The sequence below is a fragment of the Vreelandella hamiltonii genome (assembly GCF_014651795.1).
GTDB lineage: Bacteria > Pseudomonadota > Gammaproteobacteria > Pseudomonadales > Halomonadaceae > Vreelandella > Vreelandella hamiltonii.
Genome location: NZ_BMXO01000001.1, coordinates 271,205 through 290,047, shown reverse-complemented (window position 1 = coordinate 290,047; position 18,843 = coordinate 271,205). Strand labels below are relative to the sequence as shown.

Sequence of the window (18,843 nt, the reverse complement as noted above, 5' to 3'; positions counted from 1 at the left end):
TACGCGAATTAACGCTTGTCTTCGGTTTTTTCAGTGAAGTCGCTGGCATCGTGGCGTTCATGAAGCTGCTCATGGGGGTCACCCCAGGTGCGGTTGACCATGCGGCCTCGTTGCACGGCGGGACGGGCATCGATCTCTTCGGTCCAGCGCAGTACGTGGGTGTAGGTGTGGGCTTCCAGAAATTCGGCTGCCTCATACACACGGTTCTTGACCAGTGCGCCATACCAGGGGTGGATCGCCATGTCGGCAATCGTGTATTCGTCGCCCGCCATATAACGGTTGTCTGCCAGGTGGCGGTCGAGTACGTCCAGTTGGCGCTTCACTTCCATGGTGTAGCGGTCGATGGGGTACTGATACTTTTCCGGCGCATAGGCATAAAAATGCCCAAAGCCGCCGCCCAGCATCGGTGCGCTGCCCATCTGCCAGAACAGCCAGGAAAGGCATTCGGTACGCTTGGCGGGGTCGCTGGGCAGAAAGGCACCAAATTTTTCGGCCAGATAGAGCAGGATGGCCCCTGACTCGAAGACCCGCTGGGGTGGCTGAACGCTATGGTCCATCAGTGCCGGGATCTTCGAATTGGGGTTCACCTCCACGAACCCGCTGCCAAACTGGTCGCCTTCACCGATCTGAATCAGGTGGGCATCGTATTCGGCGTCGGTGATGCCTTTTTCCAGCAGCTCTTCGAGCATCACGGTGACCTTGACGCCGTTAGGCGTGGCCAGCGAGTAAAGCTGCAGCGGATGCTTGCCGACGGGTAGGTGTTTATCGTGGGTGGCACCTGCGACGGGGCGGTTGATATTGGCAAATTTGCCACCGTTGCCGGGTTCCCATTGCCATACCTTGGGCGGCGTATAGGTTGGATCGCTCATGAGGTCCTCGCGTTTAGCGGTCATGCGTTGTCGTAGTGAATCTATTGGGGCGCTTGAGCCTGGCTACAAGGGTATGTCGTTAGCGAGTTAATTAAATGGCAAGGGCAGAACAAAGGCAACGCTGGGAGAAGGGGGGCAGGCTGCCTCTGACCTGCGAGAGACAGGCCAGAGGCGTTTCAAGCATTTACACCAATGTCAGAGTGACGTCGATGTTGCCACGGGTGGCATTGGAGTAAGGGCACACGATGTGGGCTTTATCGACCAGCGACTGCGCAACATCTTTTTCCAGGCCCGGCAGGCTGATCTTGAGCTCCACTTCGATGCCAAACCCGGTAGGAATGGCACCAATACCCACGCTGCCATCGATCTGTGTGTCTGCAGGCAGCTTTACCTTCTCCTGGCTGGCAACGTGCTTCAAGGCACCCAGGAAGCAGGCGGAGTAGCCTGCGGCAAACAGCTGTTCCGGGTTGGTGCCAGCACCGCCAGCGCCCCCCAGTTCCTTCGGCGTGCTCAGCTTGACATCCAGAGCGCCGTCAGAAGACTTGGCGTGGCCTTCGCGGCCGCCAGTAGCGTGGGCATGGGCGCGATAAGCAATGGTTTCGATAGACATGGGCGTCTCCAAGGGTATGAGCGAGTTTGGAAAAAGAGATTTTAATTTAGCGCCATTTTAATTTGCACACAAGATAAATATGGAGTCACTCAAAAGACAGTGTCATTCGCGTTTACTGGTCCGACTGCAGGCGCTGACGAAGCGCAATCAAGTCGTCTTTCAGCTCACGCAAGGCGTCGGCAGAGTGTTCGCTGGCCTTGATGATGCAGCCCGGAATATGCTGCGCCTGGGCGCGTAGCGCGCGGCCCTTGTCGGTCAGCAACAGCTCGACCACACGCTCATCCTGGGTGCTGCGCTGGCGTTTGATCAACGCCTCGTTTTCCAGCCGTTTGAGCAGCGGAGTGAGCGAACCCGGATCGGTAAGCAAGCGCTTGCTCAATGTACCTACGGTAATCCCATCGTTTTCCCAGAGCACCAGCATGGCCAGGTATTGCGGGTAAGTGAGCCCTAGCTCCTTGAGCAGTGGCTTGTAGGTTTTGGTCATCATCAGCGACGTTGAGTACAGCGCGAAGCAGAGCTGCTGGTCCAGCTCCAGTTCGTTGCAGGGCTCAAGTTCTGTCATGTCTTCTCCGAGGTGTTGACGTGAAAGGTAATGTATCGTGCCCAGCGTCTACTTACTATCTGACTTTTTAGACAAACCCTAGACGTTGGTCGCAAATCACCATATTTGTTTTGACACGCTCAGAGGCCGCCGCTAGCCTTCATACACTCGATGTTACCGGTAACAAACAGCCTCTGGCCCGACACACGTTATCGGCAAGCCATCGAGCTACCGCATCGCTCGGCAGCCTGGTCATTCAAGCACTGGTCCTTCAAAAACTGGCCATGCACAACCCGGCCACTAACAACAATTCTGCGTGGAGAAACAACGATGACAACGATTTGGCGTAGCACATTGACCCTTTTGGGCGCCACCACTCTGACCTTTGGCATGGCGCATGCACAAGGCCCGGAGCTTTCCGCGCCGCCCGCCATCGAGGGCGAGGTTCTGGCAGACCATGGTAGCCATACGCTGCGCATGGGTATCGGGTTGTCCGAAACCTCCCCGCAGTTCTTGTCCAGCCAATATTTCGGCGAAATTCTGGCGCAGCGTACCGATGGTCGGATTACCGTCAATGTCTTCCCCAATAGCCAATTGGGGGATGACGTGCAGATGATGGAGATGCTGCAGACCGGAACGCTGGATATGACTTACCCTTCCAGCTCGGCCACGACCGGCTACGTGCAGGCGCTGTCGGTGTTCGATTTGCCGTTCCTGTTGCCCAGCCGTGAAGCCGCCATTGCCGTCATGCAGAGCGATGCGGCCCAGAACATGCTGGATGCTTTTGAAGGCACTGGCTTGAAAGCGCTGACGTTTTCCGAGAATGGCTACCGCCAGCTGTCGAACAGCGCCCGCCCGGTCGCGACCCCTGACGACGTGGCGGGCCTCAACGTGCGCGGCTTGAGCGTGCGCACCATGCAGAACCCGGTGCATCTGGCCATCTGGGAAGCGCTGGGCGCCAACCCGACGCCCATGGCCTTTGGTGAACTGTTCTCGGCGCTGGAGCAGGGCGTCGTGGATGGCCAGGAGAATCCCTGGAGCACCATCCTGACCTCGAACTTCAACGAAGTGCAGGATTACGGTACGGAAACGCGCCACGTCTATACGCCATTCATCATGATGCTCTCCGAGCGCACCTGGAACCGCATGGCGCCGGAGTATCAGGCACTGGTGCTGGAAGCTGCCCGCCAGTCTGCCGAGTATGAAATTCAGCTCTCTGCCGAATACGACGACTGGTCTCGTGAGCAGTTGGAAGCGCGTGGCATGCAGATCACTCGGTTGGACGATGAGCAGCTGGCCGCTTTCCAGGAAGCCGTTCAGCCCGTCTACACCCAGTGGGCACCGCGTATCGGGGAAGACCTGATTGCTGAAATTCAGCAGATCGTGGCAGACCATACGTCTCAGTAAGCCATTGCCGTGGGTTTTCGGGCAGGCCAGTGGCCTGCCCGATTCGATAGTGCCCCAGGAGCTTTTATGACATCCCCCTCGCATACTCCCCAAGCCGAGCCTGTGCTGGCAACGCCTGACCCGACAGACCCCTCTACCTATCTGGACGACCCTAACCGACGGTGCCTGGAAATCGACACCGATGCGGCTCAGGGGCCCGCCCTGTTTCGCTGGATCACGCTGGGCATGGAGTATCTGATCGGCGCCATTCTGGTTGCGCTGATCGTCTCGGTATCCAGCAACGTGGTGGGGCGCTCGCTGTTCAATCACTCGCTTCCCTGGGTCGATGAGCTGGCGCGCATGCTGTTCATCTGGCTGGTCTTCATTGGTGCGGCGGCGGCCTTTGCGCGCTATGAGCATATTGCGGTGGATGCATTGGTGCGCCGCCTGCCGCTGCGCCTGGCGCATCTGCTGTATGCGCTTCAGCACCTGATCATCACGGGGCTCATGCTGGTGATGGTGTGGGGCGGGTATCAGGTGCTGTCTCGCTCCAGTGGTCGTTCTGCCATTCTGGGCGTGCCGCTCAGTTGGGTCAGCCTGTCTCTGGTGCTGTGCGTGATCTTCATTGCCGCGGTGTCGCTGTGGCGGCTATGGGTCAGTTTGCGCCTGGTGCTCGCGCCGCGCGACCCATCCACCAATTCTGTGGGGGAGTAACCACTATGTTATGGATTTTTCTGGCGATCCTGTTCGCATCCATCGTGATGGGCCTGCCTATTGCCTTTGGGCTGGGAGTGGCGGCACTGGTCATGGCCATACTGTCGGACATTCCGCTGTCGATCATGATCGAGCAGTCCATCCGGGGCGTGAACAGCTTTCCCCTGCTGGCCATTCCGTTCTTCATTCTGGTGGGCGAAGTGATGAGCCAGGGAGGCATCGCGCGGCGCCTGATGGAGTTGGCAGGGGCGCTCGTCGGCTTCATGCGTGGTGGGCTGGGCCAGGTGGCCATCACCGGCTCGATGTTCTTCGGCGGAATCAGTGGCTCGGCGGTGGCGGACACGGCGGCGACCGGCTCCATGATGATTCCTTCCATGAAGCAGCAGGGCTACAGCGCAGCGGATGCCACGGCGATCAATACGGTCTCGTCGGTGATCGGGATCATCATCCCGCCCTCCATTCCTTTGATTCTCTACGGTATCGTCACGGAAACCTCGATCAGTCGCCTGTTCATTTCCGGTATCGTCCCGGGGCTGCTGATTGGCGGTGCGCTGATGGTGACGACGTTCCTGCTGGCCTCTCGGCAGGGCGGTGGCGTGCGCCAGTTCCGCTGGGACGTGCTGTGGCAGGCGTTCAAGGCGGCCTGGCTGGCACTGGTGCTGCCGGTGATCGTGATTGGCGGCATCATTGGCGGCGTCTTTACGGCCACGGAAGCGGCCGTGGCAGCGCTGCTCTATTCGCTGGCCATCTCCCTGCTGGTCTATCGGGAGTTCAAGCTGGCAGCGCTTGGCGGCATGCTGATTCGCACTGCCCGATTGACCGGCATGGTCATGATGTTGCTGGCGTTTGCCACCGTGATTGCGTGGTTCCTGACCATCAACATGGTGCCCCAGACGCTGGTGCGTCAGGTTCAGGCGATTACCCAGGAGCCTTTCCTGCTGCTGCTGATCGTGGCGGCGCTGCTGTTGCTGGTCGGGTTCGTCATGGATCTCACGCCCGCCATGGTGATCATGGCACCGATGCTGGCGCCCATCGTGACCTCGGTGGGGGTGGACGCGGCTTACTTTGGCGTTCTGATGGCCTTCGTTCTGGGTATCGGGTTGCTGACACCGCCGGTAGGCACCTGCCTGTACGTGGGGTGTGGCGTGGGCAAGGTGTCGATGGAATCGCTGGTCAAGGCCATGTTGCCGTATTACGCGGCGCTGCTGGTGGTGCTGGTGCTGTTGATTGCCTTCCCCGGGATCGTGACATGGTTACCCAACTTGACCGCCGTGCGCGGCAACTGACAGGAGAGCAGTGTGACGAGCACTTCACAGCGTATTCTTGTCATGGGGGTTTCGGGCTCCGGCAAGACTCATATTGGCCAGCAGTTGGCGTCTTCGCTGGGGGCCACGTTCATCGATGGAGATGACCATCACAGTGCCGCGAACGTGGCCAAGATGGCCAGCGGTACGCCGCTGAACGACGACGACCGCCAGGCGTGGCTGGCAACGCTATCGGCCCTGCTGCAAAGCTATCGCACTCGGGATGCCTCGGTAGTGGTTGCCTGTTCCGGGCTCAAACGGCGTTATCGCGACCGCTTGCGGCAGGGCGATGGTGACCTCTGTATCCTCTACCTGGAGGGGACGCCCGATGTGCTGCGCGAGCGGCTGGCCACTCGTGCCGGCCACTTCTTCAAGGGGGATGACATGCTGGCCAGCCAGCTGGCGGACCTGGAGCCGCCGCTGGCCGATGAGGCCGTCACGCTGTCGATTGAGCTGCCGCCTCGCGTGATTGTCGAGCGCTTTTGTGCCACGCTATCCTCGCAGCCGCAGCGCTCGTCAAGCTAAAGGAAGGGATAGGCGACGGGTCGCAGGATTCGTTATGGTAAGACCCGTGCCCATCCACGATATCAGGCAGTGACGCCATTGAAGAAAAAACGCCCCACCTTGCAAGACATCGCCGACCGCGTCGGCGCCACCAAAATGACCGTGAGCCGCTGCCTGCGCGACCCGGAAGCGGTCTCGGAAGGGCTGCGCGAGCGTATCTTCAGTGCCGCGGAACAGATTGGCTACATTCCCAACCGGGCGCCGGATCTGCTGTCGCGGGCCACGAGCCACTCCATTGGCGTGCTGGTTCCTTCCTTGACCAATCAGGTATTTGCCGATGTGATCGTGGGCATCGAAGCGTATACCGAGCCTGCGGGCTATCATCTGATGCTTTCCCACTACGGCTACAGCCCCGAGCTCGAAGAGCGTAGCCTGGCCTCGCTGCTCTCTTATAATGTCGATGGCGTGATTCTCTCGGATCGAGACCATACGCCGCGCAGCTTGCGCATGCTGGAAACCGCGGGTATTCCTATCGTGGAGATCATGGATACCCATCGCCCCCCGCTTCAGCAGGCCGTCGGGTACGACAACGTGAGTGCCGCCTACGAAATGGTCAGCGAGATGATCAGGCGTGGCCGCCGCCACATTCTCTATCTGGCCGTGCGTCTCGATGAGCGGACGCGCCAGCGTGAGCAAGGCTATCGACAGGCCATGCAGGCGCATGGGCTATCACCCGTCACCTTGCAGCGTAGCCAGCGCTCCTCTTACACCGTGGGCGCTGCATTGATGCAGCAGATTCAGCAGGATTACCCTCAGGCGGATGGGGTGTTCTGCACCAATGATGACGTGGCGGTGGGGGCGTACTTCGAGTGCCTGCGCCAAGGAGTTGCCGTCCCCCAACAGATGGCCATTGCCGGTTTTCACGGTCATGATGTGGGGCAGGCCATGACGCCGCGTCTGGCCAGCGTCGTGACTCCCCGCGAAGCCATCGGCGAAAGGGCGGCTCAGGCCTTGCTGGCACGTATCCGTGGCGAAGGAGTGGACCAGCCCGTCATTGACCTGGGCTACCGTATCGAAGCAGGCGATACGCTATAGCTAGTCTGTGTGAGCTAATCTGTGTGAGGTAGTCTGTATGAGGTGGTCTGTGTCTAGTCACCGCTGTTTTTTTATTCTTCAAATGAGGCTGCCGTGAACATTACTCAACTGACGGTCTATCCGGTCAAGTCGCTCAAGGGGATCGACCTGCAACAGAGCGAGCTCTACACCCACGGGTTGGCCTGTGATCGGCGCTGGATGCTGGTCGATGCGCAGCAGCGTTTCGTCACTCAGCGTCAGCTGCCCGCCCTGGCCACCATAGGCGTGGCTCTCGATGAGCGCTCGCTGGTGCTCTCGCATCCGTCACTGGCGCCTATCGCCATTTCACTGGATGAGCCCGAGGGGGAGCTACGCCAGGTGACCGTCTGGAAAGATCACTGCCAGGCCTATCCGGAAGGTGCAGAGGTGTCACGATGGCTGGAGGCTGCCTTGGGGGATACGGCCCGGGGCTTGAGTCTGGTGCGCTTTGCCAGCGACTTTCCACGGCCCGTGGAAGCGGACTTCCTGGCGGGCGACAGCGCGGATACTTTCTTCTCGGACGGCTACCCTTTCCTGGTTACCACCACCGGTTCGCTGGATGCGCTCAATCAGGCGCTGGTGGCTGCTGGGCAATCTCCCATCCCCATGAACCGGTTTCGGCCCAACATCGTGGTGGAGTGTGCCACCGCTTGGGCGGAAGACCGCTGGGCCGGGCTGCGAGTACCCACTGGTGGTATCGAACTCACCCTGCGCAAGCCTTGCCAGCGCTGCAAGATCACCACTGTGGATCAACAGACCGGTGCGGTCCCTGCCCAAGGCGAGCCACTCAAGACGCTGCTGTCACTCAATACCCAGCCGCATCTGAAAGGCGCTTTTTTTGGCCAGAATGCCACGCTGACCAAGGGGCAGGGCGCGACTATTCGTGTGGGGGACGCCGTAGAGGCATTACCACGCGAGGTTTGAAGCGCAGTAGCCCCGTGGCCACGGCGGTGCCCATCAATGTAATCACCATGCCGAGCACTACCTGCAGCGAGAGCGTTTCTTCCAGCAGCAGATAGCCCCACAGCAGCGCGCTCACCGGCACCAGAAAGGTGACCGTGGATGTGGCGGTGGCCCCGGCGCTGGCCAGCAGTCCGAAATAAAGTAGAAAGGCCACGGCGGTGCTCAGCACCGCCAGGGCCAAGGCGTTACCCCAGGCCAGCGTGCTGATGGGCTCGCTGGGCCATAGCAGCAGGCCGGGGATCAGCAGCACGAGCGCCGACATGGCGCTGCTGCCCGCGGCCAGTACCCGCGTGGGTAAATGGCCTAGCCGGGTTTTCGAATAATTGCCTGCGACCCCATAGCAGAGGGTGGCTCCCAGCACGGCCACGATGAACCAGCCGTCTCCCCCCAAACTGAAGTCCAGACGATGTGCCGACAGCACATAAACTCCCACCAGCGCCAACGTCAGCCCCAGGTATTGCTGACGTTTCACGGGCGTGGCAAAAAAAGCCGCCCCCAGCAGCGCGGTAAAAATAGGCGTGGTGGCGTTGAGCAGCGAGGTAAATCCCGCTTCCAGGCGCGTGGTTGCCAGTGCCAGCAGGGAAAAGGGCAGCACATGGCTGACCACGCCCAGCAGAAGTAGCGGCCCTTTGTGCTGCCAGATCAGCCGGGCGTAGTGCAGGCTCAGCAACAGTGGCACGAGCAGCAGGGCGCCAATAGTCATGCGTATCCACACCAAGGGGACAGAGCCGAATTCCGGTGCCGCCACGCGCATGAAAATAAACGAAAGCCCCCATAACGAAGAGAGCAATATTAAGCGCAGCGCGTCGGCTGTGGACATGGCAGTTCCTTGGAGTAAACACCGGTATAGAGAGCAACCGCTCAGCATAACCATAATATGAGCACATGCGAATACGTCTTAAGGGTTAGCAGTTTCATTTGTCAATAATGGTTACATCATGGTTTTGGTGTTGACGCTTGGGGGTTTGGTCTCTACTGTCTCAGAGAACGTTGGTGGCTAATATTGACACACTGAGGATACACCGTGGATCTCGCGACGCTGATTGGTCTTGTAGGTGCTGCTGTACTGGTAGGAGCTTCTGTGATGCTGGGCACCTCGCCCGAGGTATTCCTGAATCTTACTGGGCTACTGCTGGTCGTGGGGGGAAGCTTGTTCGTGGTGCTGGCCAAGTTCAGCATTACCCAGTTCAAGTTCGCGCTCAAGGCGGCGGCTCGGGCGTTCAAGTTTCAGCTACCCAGTACTCAAGACAGCATCGACGAACTCGTTGAGTTAGCCAAAGTGGCACGTCGCGAGGGCATGATCGCGCTGGAAAGCCGTGAAGTCAGCTCGCCTTTTCTCCAGCAGGGGTTGCAGATGCTGGCGGATGGCTTCAGCGCCGACATGATCAAGGAGATGATGGAAAAAGAGCGCCTGCTGACGCTGGAGCGCAACGAGGCCGGAGGCCAAGTGTTTTCCGCGCTAGGGGAAGTATCTCCGGCCATGGGCATGATTGGCACCCTGGTAGGACTGGTGCAGATGCTCGCCAATATGAACGACCCGTCACTGATTGGGCCCGCCATGGCCGTGGCGCTACTGACCACCATGTATGGCGCCATGATTGCCACCATGTTTGCCAACCCCATTGCTGAAAAGCTATGGGTACGCATGAATCAGGAAGCCAAGATGCAGGAGCTGTGGATCGACGCGCTGCTGGCCATCAAGGGCGACAAGAACCCCCGTGTACTGGAGCAAATGCTGGCCCTCTATTTGCCGCCAGAGCGTCGTGTAGAGTCCGACGAACGTAAGACAGCGAGCGAGCGGGGATAAGTCGGTGGCAAGAAGAAAGAGCAATATCCCAGCGTGGATGGTGACCTATGCGGACTTGATGTCACTGCTGCTGTGCTTTTTTGTGCTGCTGCTCTCCTTTGCTGAAATCGATGCGCAAAAATTTCGGCGCGTGGCCGAGTCGTTGTCTGAGGCCTTCGGTGTACAGCGGGATATCGAAGCGATGCAGATACCCATGGGCACCAGTGCGGCCATGCAGCACTTTTCGCCAGCGACGCCCGACCGTACCTTGATCGAGGAAGTGCGCCAGCGGACGCAACAGCCGCAACCCCAGTTGGAAACCATGCGCACCGTGCTGGAAAACCAGCAGCGTCAACGTACTCTGCAAATAGCTAACAGTATCGAAAAGTTGTTGGCTACTGCGTTATCTGAAGGGGGCGTGGAGATTGAAGTGGAAGAGGCGCGGATTATCATCCGAGTCGCCGAAAACGGCACTTTTGGTTCAGGCACCGCCACGGTGACGCCTGCGTTTGCCTCACTGCTGGTAGAACTTTCCAGTCTCCTCAGTGGTTTGAGTGGCACGCTATCAGTGCATGGGCATACCGATAACGTGCCTATCCGCACGGCGCAGTTTCGCAGCAATTGGGATCTTTCCGCCATGCGTGCTGCGTCCGTGGCTAATGTGCTGATCGAAGACGGCAATATGGCGCCTGAGCGTCTGATCATCCAAGGGTTTGCCGAAACACGGCCGGTGGCCAGTAACACCACCTCCGATGGCAGGGCGGCCAATCGGCGCGTCGAACTGCTCATCGATGCCAGTGCACCCGTCGAGTTGGCGGCGATGAGCAGCGAGTCCTCAGGTGATATCACGCCGTGACATTCGGCAAGCCCCGGAGAAATCAGCTACCCTGAAAAGGCTGAACGCTCTCTTGCGCTCAGTTCGCCATTAGCGAACTACCCTGGGAAAGGAGAACAGAATGGATAGCAAAGCAAGCGCACGTTGGGAAGGTGGTTTGAAGGACGGCCAAGGGCATGTATCCACCGAAAGTGGAGCGCTGGACGCCAACTACTCGTTCAAGCAGCGCTTCGAAGGCGCGCCGGGCACCAATCCAGAAGAGCTGATCGGTGCTGCCCATGCGGGCTGTTTCTCCATGGCGCTCTCCATGATTCTTGGCGAAAAAGGCTACACTGCGGAGTCCATCGATACACAGGCCAGCGTAACGCTGTCACAGGGCTCGAATGGTTTCGATATTTCGAAAATTCATCTTGAAGTAGAAGCCAGCGTGAGCGGAGCGGATGAAGCCGCTTTTAAAGAAGCCGCAGAGACGGCAAAAGAGAACTGCCCTGTTTCAAAAGTGTTGAATGCCGAGATTACCATGACCGCGAAGTTAAAAGGTTGATTTAATAACTTGTGTTATGGAAAAGGCGTCAAGTGCTTCTTTTGACTTTTGGTCGAGTTGGTTTTAAAGCTTAATGGAAGTGTTGCTTGGCGCCTTGCAGAGTGGCAAGGCTTTAGATGTCGCCTGAACGTATTGCTGTCTAGATGCTAAAAGGCCTTGGCAATTGCCAAGGCCTTTTTTAACGCTTACCGCTATCAGCGTTTAGTCACGCTCATACTCTTCGGCAGCTTCCAGTGCATCCTGTGATGCATTGACGCGAATCACATAGTCATCGCCGTCATCATCTTTCGTCAGTTCCAAAGAGTCCCATTCGACGGCAACGTCTTTTTCGCCCATGCCGAGGAACCCACCGATACCCATGACGACAGCCTGGATCTGACCATCTTCATCGATGACCAGGTCAGAAATGGTACCGATATCCTCATCTTCTTCTACGGTGCTTTTCACGTTGTTGCCGATCAGCGAATCAGCATGGAACGTGTTTTCAGGCTGCGTGGTGAGGTAGGTAGCTTCAGCTGCCACGGTTTCCTGAGCGCTGACCGAGCCAGCGGCAAACATGAAAGCAGGCACCATCAACGTACCGAGGAAAGCAGGTTTAATCATTTTCATGGCTATTGCTCCTTGCGCTTGCATTAGGACAGGGTGTGGTTGCACCGGTGTCTAAACAAATTAACGGTCATGGCTCATCAAACAGTGTGATTTGATAAAGGCAGTGTTTAATTGCCTAGCGCTATTCCTATAGCGTCCACCATTCACGTTACTCCTGAGGCGATTCCTCTCATGCCAACGATTCTATCAATAACCCGTATTACGGGTGGGCTGACAGAAACTGGTATTAAGGGAAAGCAACGTCTTGTCTTGCGCGTCACTGCGTCAAGACACTTATCAAGGTAGACGCTCTATAATGTTTTGCAAGATGAATGGCCATCTTTTTGTCATGGATTGAACTCAAGTGTCGGTGTTAAAGAGGTGAGAACGCCTGCCCATGCGACAGTCTGTCGGATTGACCCACCGCTAGCCAGTCGGCATATTAGCTGTAAAAAAGGAGAACCCATGACGACCATGACGCATTATCCTGCCAGCAGACGGCTCAAGCGCTCCTGTTTAGGCAGTCTGGCGGTCAGCGCCTGGCTGCTGGCGACCAGCGCGTTGGCCAATGCCAGCGAGCTTCCCAAAGGGCACTTTTTGCTGCCCGAAACAGGCAACATGATTGGCGAGATCTACACGGTCACGGCCAGCAATGAAGATACGCTGCTGGATATCGCCCAGGCACACAACGTGGGCTACGAGGAAATTCGCATGGCCAACCCGGATGTCAGTATCTGGGTGCCTGGCGAAGGTACCGAGGTGACCATTCCCGGCCAGTTCATTCTGCCTGACGAGCCGCGTACCGGCATCGTGATCAACGTCGCTGAACTGCGCCTCTACTACTATCCCGAGGCAGCGGCTGGCGAGCCTGCCGTGGTCGAGACCTACCCCATCGGCATTGGGCGCGATGCCTACAATACGCCTCTGGGGATTACCAAGACCACCATGCGGCTCGAAAATCCTGCCTGGTATCCGCCGGCGTCCATTCGTCGTGAGGCCGCCGAGCGGGGCGACCCGCCACCGGCTGTCGTGCCTCCGGGCCCTGATAACCCGCTGGGGCAGTTCGCCATTCTGCTCGATATACCGGGCTACTTGATTCACGGGACCAACCAGCCGGACGGCATCGGTATGCGCGCTAGCCGAGGCTGTATCCGGATGCACGGGGACGATATCGAGTCGATCTTCTGGCGCGTGCCTGTCGGCACTCAGGTCAATATCATCGATGCCCCCATCAAGCTGGGCTGGAGCGAGCAGGGCAATGCCTATATTCAGGCATTTTCCTCTACCGACGAGAAGGCTTTCGGCATGGACACCCTGCTGAATGTGATTGGCCTGATCGAAGAGCATAACGGCCAGGGCAGTGCCAACTACGAGCAGGTTGGCCGCGTGCTCGAAGAGGCCAATGGTCAAATCGTCCCCCTCAGCTAATGCTCAGGGCGGTAGCGCGGCCACCAGGCCCAGCGCTACCGCCTGACGTACCCAGTCTGCCACATTGCCCGCCTGCATCGTTTTCATGGCCCTCAGCCGATAGACTTCCACGGTTTTAGGGCTCACCTCCATGTGTTCGGCAATTTCCCGGTTGGTCAACCCGCGAGCCACATGGGTCATGATCTGCTGCTCCTTCGGCTTGAGCGACCTGTAGCGCGCCTTCAGGCTAGCCACTTGCGCCTGTGCCTGATGCCGTTGGCGAGCGTGTTCCAGGGCTCGCTGCACGATTTCGATGATCTGCTGGTGGTTGAAGGGCTTCTCGATGAACTCGAACGCCCCGGCTTTCAGGGCGGCCACCGCCATGGGAACATCGCCGTGGCCGGTCATCATGATGATCGGCAGGGTGTCCTGCTGATCCAACAGCGCCTGCTGTACCTGGAGGCCGCTGAGGCCGGGCATGCGCACATCCAGCAGCAGGACGGCTATGTGATCGCGCTGGGCCGCCAGAAACGCGTTTCCGCTGGCAAAGGGCTGGGCAGTCAGGCCGACCGACGACAGCAGCCATACCAGCGATTCGCGCAGGTCGGTGTCGTCATCGACCACGGCAATGGTGGAAAGGGGAGGTTCCATCAAACGTCTGTCTCCGTACGTAGCAGTACTTCAAAACAAGCCCCCTGGGGGCAGTCGCGAAGCGTCAGGGCACCGCCCATGCTTTCCAGCAAGGTTCGGCTGATGGCCAGACCCATGCCCAGCCCATCGTCCCGAGTGGTGTAGAAGGCATCGAAGATGTGTGGGCGCTGGGTATCGGGCACGCCTGGCCCTTGGTCTTCAACGCTCAGCGTTAGCTGGCGATGCCCGCTGGGTCGAACCGTGATGACCACGGCGGGGCGGTCGGGCATCTCACGGCTGGCGGCCAGTGCATTCAGTAGCAGGTTGACCAGCACCTGCTCCAGCGCGATGGGGTCGCCATAGACCCTGGGGAGTTCGTCGGGTAGCTGGCGCTGCAAAGGAATGGCAGCCTGCTGATACTGCCACTCGCAGAGCTGGCAGGCCGCTTCGATCACCGGAGCCAGCGCGACCGGATGCACGCGATGGCTGCGTTTGCGTACGAAGCTGCGCAGATGTCGCAAACGTTGCGCCAGGCGTTCGACCTGCTGGTTGATACGTTCCAGCGGCAGGCGCAGTTCTTCGGCAGAGGGGGCAGGTTGCTGCTGGCACTGCATCAGCGCGCCGCTGGCGTAGTTGGCGATGGCGCCCAGCGGTTGGTTCAATTCGTGGGCAATGTTGGACGCCAGCTCACCCGCGGCCGCCAGTCGGTTGGCATGGGCAATGTGCTCCTGATGGCGGCGCGCCTGCGCTTCGGCCTGCTTGCGCGCGCTGATATCGCGGTTGATGAGCGCGAAGTGGCCGGGTTCGGCGCCCTGAGCACGGTGGGCCAACACGACGCTGAGCACGGGTAGCAGGGCATCTGGTGCGCGTATCTCCAGCTCGCCGCTCCATGAACCGTAACGCTCGACGGCAGGAAAAACCACCTGCCGGAGCAGCCGCAGCGACTCGCAGGAGTATACGGTCTCCAGGGGGGCTTGCAGGGCCTCGTCGGGCAGTGCCAGGCAGCGCCGAGCGGCTTCGTTGGCGCTGAATACCCGCTGGTCGGGCCCCAGAAACAGCACGTAGTCGGTGGTGGATTCGACCACCTTTGCCAGGCGCTCCCGGGTGGCTTCGGCTTCGATGCGCCTCCCCACATCCCGTGAGACACAGAGAATGTCCAGCAGCTCCCCCGTGTTGGCGTCTCGTCGGGTCCGGCTGGTGGTTTCAAACCACACGTAATGGCCCGCCTTGGCGCGAAAGCGATAGGTCTGCTGGTAGAACCCATCATGGTAATAAACCCGTGGTGACTTGTTGAGCAGCGCGCTCAGGTCGGCGGGATGAAAGAGCTGATAAGCCGAGACGCCAATCAACTCCTCGGGCGCGTACCCCAGCAGGTCGCGGGCGGCTTGGGAGGCATACAAAAACGTGCCGTCGCGGGCATGCCGAGAGATCAGGTCGGTGGTGCTTTCCGCCAGCCACTGGTAGTGGCGCTTCGCCTCTTCCAGGGCGGCATTGCGCGCCTGTAACGAGGCGATTTCTGCTTGCAGGCGGGCTTCCAGTGGCGTGGTCATGGCATTATCGCGCGGGGTCCAGTACGCCCCCCAGCGAGGCATTGCGGCGGAACCAGCCAGCAATGCTGGTGCGCGGCAGGCGCGTGGGCAGTACTTCGTGGGGAATGGTTTCCGATAAAAAGCAGGCGAACGTTCCTGCTTCGGGCACGACCCGGGCCACTTCCCGGCTGGGGTTATCGGGGTCGTAGATGACCATTTCGCCTCCACCATCGGCGGGCCAGTCGGGGGTGAGGTAGCCGACGGTCGAGATGACGCGATTGGCCCGCCCGCGAAAGCTGTCCAGATGGCGTTGGTAAAACGCCCCGGCAGGGTAGTGGGCAAAATGCGCCTCGTACTCGAACAGGCCAAGAAACAGCGCCTGATTCAACGAGCGCTGCAGCTCGGCCATGGCATCGAGATAGTGCCGCTGGGCTTCGCTTTCACGGTCCAGCCAGTGGATGGCGTCGCCGCGAATATCCTTGCGCAGCAGGTGCTGCTGACCGCGCCCAATACCTGCTTCATCGAGCGCATCGTGGGCCGCCAGATGCAGCAGCTCGCCTTGCAGCGCCTGGCACAGGGCCGGGTCGATGACCCCCCGGCCCACGTACCAGCCCTGTTCCACCAGGGCGTCGACCAGAGCCACGTGGGCCTCTGGGGCAAGGGCATGGGGGCGGGTGTCCATGGAAGCGATCATTTGGTGTGTCTCGTGACTGGCTTGTCGTTGCGATTGACGGCGGCTGGGCGCTGAGGAGAGCGCCTTTCGGGGTAGTGGCGCAAGGCGCCGGCCGGACGGCGGTAAAGGTCGATGTCCATGCCGAACCCTTCGGCCAGCAGCTCCACCAGCATCATGGCCGAGAGCCCCCAGATCACGTGGCTGTCTACTTGGTAGCTGGGCACGTAGTGAGCGACGCCATCCACGGTGATGACATCGGTATGGGTGCGCTGGTCCTCCAGAAAGTGGCTGAGCGGCACTTCGAAAATGGCATCCAGCTCCGCCGGGTCTGCCACCAGTGGCAGGTCGGGGGGGATCAGGCCTACCCAGGGGGTGACCCGTATCCCGTGCAGCGAAATCACATCGGACAGGCGCCCCAGCGGCTGCACTGCCTGCGGTGCTAGCGCAATCTCTTCCTGAGCCTCCCGCAGTGCGGTGGCGTAGAGGTCTGCATCGGTGGCTTCACGCTTGCCGCCGGGGAAAGCGACCTGGCCGCTGTGGGTAGTCAAGTGGCCCGCGCGGCGGGTAAACAGCAGCGTCGGCGATGGCCGCTCGACGATGGGCATCAAGACGGCGGCCTCTGGCAGAGTAACGTGGTCCAGCCGTTGAGGCGTATGCAGTTGCAGCTGTTTGCGCAGTTTCTCTAACATAGGGGATTCCCGTGACTTTGTTCTCTTTTACCCAGCCATGACGATCAGCGTCAAGCGCGTTGATAGCTCGCCCTTCCAGCCATAGAGAAAACGCGATGAACTTTTGTAGTCAGTGTGGTGAAAAAGTCCGCTTTGCGGTGCCTGAAGGAGATGACCGCCCCCGCTACTTGTGCGATGCCTGCGGTACCATTCACTACCAGAATCCGCGCATTGTGGCGGGTACGCTGCCGGTGAGCGGCTCGAAGGTCTTGCTGTGCAAACGCGCCATTGCGCCGCGCAAAGGGTACTGGACGCTGCCGGCAGGCTATATGGAAAACGCCGAAACCACGCAGCAGGCCGCATCCCGGGAGACCTGGGAAGAGGCCTTCGCCGACGTCGCGCTGGGAGACCTGTACACCTTGATCGACCTGCCGCACATCAATCAAGTCTACATGATTTTTCGTGCCGACCTGGTGGGTGGCTTCAGTGCCGGACCAGAAAGCCTGGAGGTGGCGCTTTTCGAAGAGCACGAAATCCCCTGGGACGCGCTGGCCTTCCCCACCATCGAGCGGACCCTGCGGCACTACTTCGAAGATCGCCAGCAGGCGGAATTTTCGCTGCACATCAGCAAGATCACCCCCGAAGACCGCGAGCGCTACTTCGGCAGTGCCTGATGGGGCAGGGGGGGGAACGCCTACAGGTTGGCCAGCTGCCACACGTCGTAGGCCACTTCCTCGTAGGGGTGGGCCAGCTTGAGGGCGGCAATGGCCGCCTGGATGTGCGCGTCGTCACAGACCAGCTCCACCTTGAACTCTTCCACCCGCTCCAGGGTGCCTACCTGGCCGATATGCGGTTCGGCGCCCTCCATCGGCCGAAACTGGCCGGTGCCGCGGGTCTGGAAACAGACGTGCTCATAATCACCGATACGCCCCGCACCCGCGTCGAACACGGCGCGCTTGACGCTCTCGACATGGTCGACAGGAACAAAAAAAGCGAGTTTATACATGACAATAAGCCTCTATTCGGGGAGCCTGACAAGGTGCCCATGTTAGCGGATAGGACACTACTGGTCTTGTCTTGAGCTTTGTATGATGGCGTTTTTTGAGCATGAGGTGGCGAGCATTCCATGGATAAATTCGAGGTGAAGCTCGACCAGGCCGCCAGGGCGGCCTGGATGTCTTACGTCGGCGGCATGACCCAGGACGACATTGCCATCCAGTTGGGAGTCTCCAGGCCAGGCGTGCAGCGCTTGTTGGCGTTGGCTCGCCAGGAAGGGCTGGTGAAAGTGCATATCGATCACCCCATTTCGACCTGTATGGCCTTGGGCAGTGCGTTGCGATCACGGTTTGGCCTGACCTACTGTGATGTCGTGCCGGCCGATGCGCAGGCACCGGAAGGGGCTGCCTATTACCTGGCCGTGGCAGGCGCAGAGCGCATCGCGCGGTTGGTCGAGCGCAGCGAACCGCTGACACTCTCGTTGGGCACGGGCCGTTCGGTGCGGGCGGCGGTGGAGGCGCTGAGTCGTGTGGAGCGTCCTCAGCACCGTTTCGTCTCGCTGGTGGGCAACGTCGCGCGTGATGGCTCGGCAAACCGCTATGACGCGGTCATGGTGCTGGCGGACAAAACCGGCGGCGAGCGTTTTCTACTGCCCGCCCCGGTCGTGGCGGAGTCGTTGGCCGAGAAAGAGGCCATGCTGTCCCAGCGGCTGTTCAGGGCCATTGCCGACGTGGCCCGGGAGTCGGAAGCGGCCTTCATCGGGATCGGGCGCATCGACCGGCAAGCTACCTTGTTCCAGGACCACTTCATCAGCGAGAGCGAGCTGGACGAGCTGCTGGGACGTGAAGCCGTGGGTGAGCTGCTGGGCTGGCCCCTGGACCGCGACGGGCAGGTGATCGACTGCTCCATCACACGGCGGGTGACCAGCCTGCCTCTGGAACGGTTCGGCAAGCACCTGATGGTGGGCATTGCCGGTGGCCAGGACAAGGCGCCTGCCATTCTGGCGGCGCTGCGGGGCGGCTGGCTGAAGGGGCTGATCACCGATGAGCGTGCCGCCAGGCACATCCTTGCGGTATCCGATGCTGGCTGAGTGTGCAGGTGCAACATGCAAGCCATTGAATGAATTAGCGTAAAGTCTAAGAGGTCAGGCTTTGCTTTTTTTTGGCCTGCGTACGATCATTTG

General features: G+C 59.8%; 22 protein-coding genes. 12 read left to right on the top strand and 10 right to left on the bottom strand.

The window, feature by feature from the left end; all coding sequences use genetic code 11:
* Window positions 1-8: 8 nt before the first annotated feature.
* The 3 genes from yghU to IE061_RS01480 form a co-directional block, all read right to left on the bottom strand.
* Window positions 9-869: a glutathione-dependent disulfide-bond oxidoreductase gene (gene yghU, locus IE061_RS01490; protein ID WP_039176519.1), complete on the bottom strand. Its 861-nt coding sequence runs from the start codon at window positions 867-869 to the stop codon at window positions 9-11.
* Between the two features lie 184 nt (window positions 870-1,053).
* Window positions 1,054-1,479, bottom strand: a complete 426-nt coding sequence (locus IE061_RS01485) for an organic hydroperoxide resistance protein (protein ID WP_039176517.1) — start codon at window positions 1,477-1,479, stop codon at window positions 1,054-1,056.
* Window positions 1,480-1,591: 112 nt separating this feature from the next.
* Window positions 1,592-2,041, bottom strand: coding sequence for a MarR family winged helix-turn-helix transcriptional regulator (locus IE061_RS01480; protein ID WP_039176513.1), 450 nt, complete (start codon window positions 2,039-2,041; stop codon window positions 1,592-1,594).
* Window positions 2,042-2,350: 309 nt separating this feature from the next.
* Between IE061_RS01480 and IE061_RS01475 the strand changes: the two genes are divergently transcribed.
* From IE061_RS01475 to IE061_RS01450, 6 genes are all read left to right on the top strand, one after another.
* A complete protein-coding gene (locus IE061_RS01475; RefSeq protein ID WP_081139102.1) occupies window positions 2,351-3,427 on the top strand; it encodes a TRAP transporter substrate-binding protein in 1,077 nt (358 codons plus the stop codon).
* A 66-nt stretch (window positions 3,428-3,493) separates the two neighbouring features.
* Window positions 3,494-4,120 carry a TRAP transporter small permease gene (locus tag IE061_RS01470; RefSeq protein WP_039176506.1) on the top strand — a complete coding sequence of 209 codons (627 nt, stop codon included), beginning with the start codon at window positions 3,494-3,496 and terminating at the stop codon, window positions 4,118-4,120.
* A 5-nt stretch (window positions 4,121-4,125) separates the two neighbouring features.
* Window positions 4,126-5,406: a TRAP transporter large permease gene (locus IE061_RS01465; protein ID WP_039176503.1), complete on the top strand. Its 1,281-nt coding sequence runs from the start codon at window positions 4,126-4,128 to the stop codon at window positions 5,404-5,406.
* 12 nt (window positions 5,407-5,418) lie between these two features.
* Window positions 5,419-5,949, top strand: a complete 531-nt coding sequence (locus IE061_RS01460) for a gluconokinase (RefSeq protein ID WP_039176496.1) — start codon at window positions 5,419-5,421, stop codon at window positions 5,947-5,949.
* A 78-nt stretch (window positions 5,950-6,027) separates the two neighbouring features.
* Window positions 6,028-7,023 carry a gluconate operon transcriptional repressor GntR gene (gntR, locus tag IE061_RS01455; protein WP_016914579.1) on the top strand — a complete coding sequence of 332 codons (996 nt, stop codon included), beginning with the start codon at window positions 6,028-6,030 and terminating at the stop codon, window positions 7,021-7,023.
* 93 nt (window positions 7,024-7,116) lie between these two features.
* The gene (locus IE061_RS01450) at window positions 7,117-7,965 is read left to right on the top strand and encodes an MOSC domain-containing protein (protein WP_081139109.1); all 849 of its coding nucleotides are present in this window, start codon (window positions 7,117-7,119) and stop codon (window positions 7,963-7,965) included.
* Here IE061_RS01450 and IE061_RS01445 read toward each other — a convergent pair.
* On the bottom strand, window positions 7,919-8,824 hold the full coding sequence (locus tag IE061_RS01445) for a DMT family transporter (RefSeq protein ID WP_081139111.1): 906 nt from the start codon (window positions 8,822-8,824) through the stop codon (window positions 7,919-7,921). The two genes, IE061_RS01450 and IE061_RS01445, sit on opposite strands and share 47 nt — an antisense overlap.
* Before the next feature lie 204 nt (window positions 8,825-9,028).
* Between IE061_RS01445 and IE061_RS01440 the strand changes: the two genes are divergently transcribed.
* The 3 genes from IE061_RS01440 (at window position 9,029) to IE061_RS01430 (ending at window position 11,169) form a co-directional block, all read left to right on the top strand.
* Window positions 9,029-9,811, top strand: a complete 783-nt coding sequence (locus IE061_RS01440) for a MotA/TolQ/ExbB proton channel family protein (RefSeq protein ID WP_081139112.1) — start codon at window positions 9,029-9,031, stop codon at window positions 9,809-9,811.
* 4 nt (window positions 9,812-9,815) lie between these two features.
* Window positions 9,816-10,646, top strand: a complete 831-nt coding sequence (locus IE061_RS01435; RefSeq protein WP_230478344.1) for a flagellar motor protein MotB — start codon at window positions 9,816-9,818, stop codon at window positions 10,644-10,646.
* Between the two features lie 100 nt (window positions 10,647-10,746).
* The gene (locus IE061_RS01430; RefSeq protein ID WP_100731618.1) at window positions 10,747-11,169 is read left to right on the top strand and encodes an OsmC family protein; all 423 of its coding nucleotides are present in this window, start codon (window positions 10,747-10,749) and stop codon (window positions 11,167-11,169) included.
* A gap of 201 nt (window positions 11,170-11,370) precedes the next feature.
* Here the strand turns inward: IE061_RS01430 and IE061_RS01425 are convergent, their stop codons facing one another.
* Window positions 11,371-11,778: a PRC-barrel domain-containing protein gene (locus tag IE061_RS01425; RefSeq protein ID WP_016914573.1), complete on the bottom strand. Its 408-nt coding sequence runs from the start codon at window positions 11,776-11,778 to the stop codon at window positions 11,371-11,373.
* Window positions 11,779-12,231: 453 nt separating this feature from the next.
* Between IE061_RS01425 and IE061_RS01420 the strand changes: the two genes are divergently transcribed.
* Window positions 12,232-13,185 carry a L,D-transpeptidase family protein gene (locus IE061_RS01420; protein WP_373294927.1) on the top strand — a complete coding sequence of 318 codons (954 nt, stop codon included), beginning with the start codon at window positions 12,232-12,234 and terminating at the stop codon, window positions 13,183-13,185.
* A 3-nt stretch (window positions 13,186-13,188) separates the two neighbouring features.
* Here the strand turns inward: IE061_RS01420 and IE061_RS01415 are convergent, their stop codons facing one another.
* The 4 genes from IE061_RS01415 to IE061_RS01400 are packed head-to-tail and all read right to left on the bottom strand — an operon-like array spanning window position 13,189 to window position 16,685.
* Window positions 13,189-13,815: a response regulator transcription factor gene (locus IE061_RS01415; RefSeq protein WP_081195557.1), complete on the bottom strand. Its 627-nt coding sequence runs from the start codon at window positions 13,813-13,815 to the stop codon at window positions 13,189-13,191.
* A complete protein-coding gene (locus IE061_RS01410) occupies window positions 13,815-15,344 on the bottom strand; it encodes a PAS domain-containing sensor histidine kinase (RefSeq protein ID WP_230478343.1) in 1,530 nt (509 codons plus the stop codon). Before IE061_RS01410 ends, IE061_RS01415 begins: the two co-directional genes overlap by 1 nt.
* A gap of 4 nt (window positions 15,345-15,348) precedes the next feature.
* Window positions 15,349-16,017 (bottom strand): 2OG-Fe(II) oxygenase, encoded by a 669-nt coding sequence (locus tag IE061_RS01405; RefSeq protein WP_193460777.1) that lies wholly within the window; start codon window positions 16,015-16,017, stop codon window positions 15,349-15,351.
* Complete coding sequence (locus IE061_RS01400) at window positions 16,014-16,685, bottom strand: CoA pyrophosphatase (RefSeq protein ID WP_193460776.1); 672 nt, start codon at window positions 16,683-16,685, stop codon at window positions 16,014-16,016. The genes IE061_RS01405 and IE061_RS01400 overlap by 4 nt, the downstream gene beginning before the upstream one ends.
* A 95-nt stretch (window positions 16,686-16,780) precedes the next feature.
* Between IE061_RS01400 and IE061_RS01395 the strand changes: the two genes are divergently transcribed.
* Window positions 16,781-17,338, top strand: coding sequence for an NUDIX hydrolase (locus tag IE061_RS01395; RefSeq protein WP_193460775.1), 558 nt, complete (start codon window positions 16,781-16,783; stop codon window positions 17,336-17,338).
* A 20-nt stretch (window positions 17,339-17,358) separates the two neighbouring features.
* Here the strand turns inward: IE061_RS01395 and IE061_RS01390 are convergent, their stop codons facing one another.
* Entirely contained in the window at window positions 17,359-17,670 is a 312-nt protein-coding gene (locus tag IE061_RS01390; RefSeq protein WP_016914566.1) for a YqfO family protein, read from the bottom strand.
* Between the two features lie 120 nt (window positions 17,671-17,790).
* Here IE061_RS01390 and IE061_RS01385 point away from each other — a divergent pair, with 120 nt between their 5' ends.
* Complete coding sequence (locus IE061_RS01385; RefSeq protein WP_193460774.1) at window positions 17,791-18,750, top strand: sugar-binding transcriptional regulator; 960 nt, start codon at window positions 17,791-17,793, stop codon at window positions 18,748-18,750.
* The last annotated feature ends 93 nt before the right edge of the window (window positions 18,751-18,843 follow it).

What these genes read in the sequence shown, in the direction of transcription:
- yghU (WP_039176519.1), bottom strand. Translation starts at nt 869, where the DNA reads ATGAGCGATCCAACCTATACGCCGCCCAAGGTATGGCAATGGGAACCC.
- IE061_RS01485 (WP_039176517.1), bottom strand. Translation starts at nt 1,479, where the DNA reads ATGTCTATCGAAACCATTGCTTATCGCGCCCATGCCCACGCTACTGGC.
- IE061_RS01480 (WP_039176513.1), bottom strand. Translation starts at nt 2,041, where the DNA reads ATGACAGAACTTGAGCCCTGCAACGAACTGGAGCTGGACCAGCAGCTC.
- IE061_RS01475 (WP_081139102.1), top strand. Translation starts at nt 2,351, where the DNA reads ATGACAACGATTTGGCGTAGCACATTGACCCTTTTGGGCGCCACCACT.
- IE061_RS01470 (WP_039176506.1), top strand. Translation starts at nt 3,494, where the DNA reads ATGACATCCCCCTCGCATACTCCCCAAGCCGAGCCTGTGCTGGCAACG.
- IE061_RS01465 (WP_039176503.1), top strand. Translation starts at nt 4,126, where the DNA reads ATGTTATGGATTTTTCTGGCGATCCTGTTCGCATCCATCGTGATGGGC.
- IE061_RS01445 (WP_081139111.1), bottom strand. Translation starts at nt 8,824, where the DNA reads ATGTCCACAGCCGACGCGCTGCGCTTAATATTGCTCTCTTCGTTATGG.
- IE061_RS01430 (WP_100731618.1), top strand. Translation starts at nt 10,747, where the DNA reads ATGGATAGCAAAGCAAGCGCACGTTGGGAAGGTGGTTTGAAGGACGGC.
- IE061_RS01425 (WP_016914573.1), bottom strand. Translation starts at nt 11,778, where the DNA reads ATGAAAATGATTAAACCTGCTTTCCTCGGTACGTTGATGGTGCCTGCT.
- IE061_RS01420 (WP_373294927.1), top strand. Translation starts at nt 12,232, where the DNA reads ATGACGCATTATCCTGCCAGCAGACGGCTCAAGCGCTCCTGTTTAGGC.
- IE061_RS01415 (WP_081195557.1), bottom strand. Translation starts at nt 13,815, where the DNA reads ATGGAACCTCCCCTTTCCACCATTGCCGTGGTCGATGACGACACCGAC.
- IE061_RS01410 (WP_230478343.1), bottom strand. Translation starts at nt 15,344, where the DNA reads ATGACCACGCCACTGGAAGCCCGCCTGCAAGCAGAAATCGCCTCGTTA.
- IE061_RS01405 (WP_193460777.1), bottom strand. Translation starts at nt 16,017, where the DNA reads ATGATCGCTTCCATGGACACCCGCCCCCATGCCCTTGCCCCAGAGGCC.
- IE061_RS01400 (WP_193460776.1), bottom strand. Translation starts at nt 16,685, where the DNA reads ATGTTAGAGAAACTGCGCAAACAGCTGCAACTGCATACGCCTCAACGG.
- IE061_RS01395 (WP_193460775.1), top strand. Translation starts at nt 16,781, where the DNA reads ATGAACTTTTGTAGTCAGTGTGGTGAAAAAGTCCGCTTTGCGGTGCCT.
- IE061_RS01390 (WP_016914566.1), bottom strand. Translation starts at nt 17,670, where the DNA reads ATGTATAAACTCGCTTTTTTTGTTCCTGTCGACCATGTCGAGAGCGTC.
- IE061_RS01385 (WP_193460774.1), top strand. Translation starts at nt 17,791, where the DNA reads ATGGATAAATTCGAGGTGAAGCTCGACCAGGCCGCCAGGGCGGCCTGG.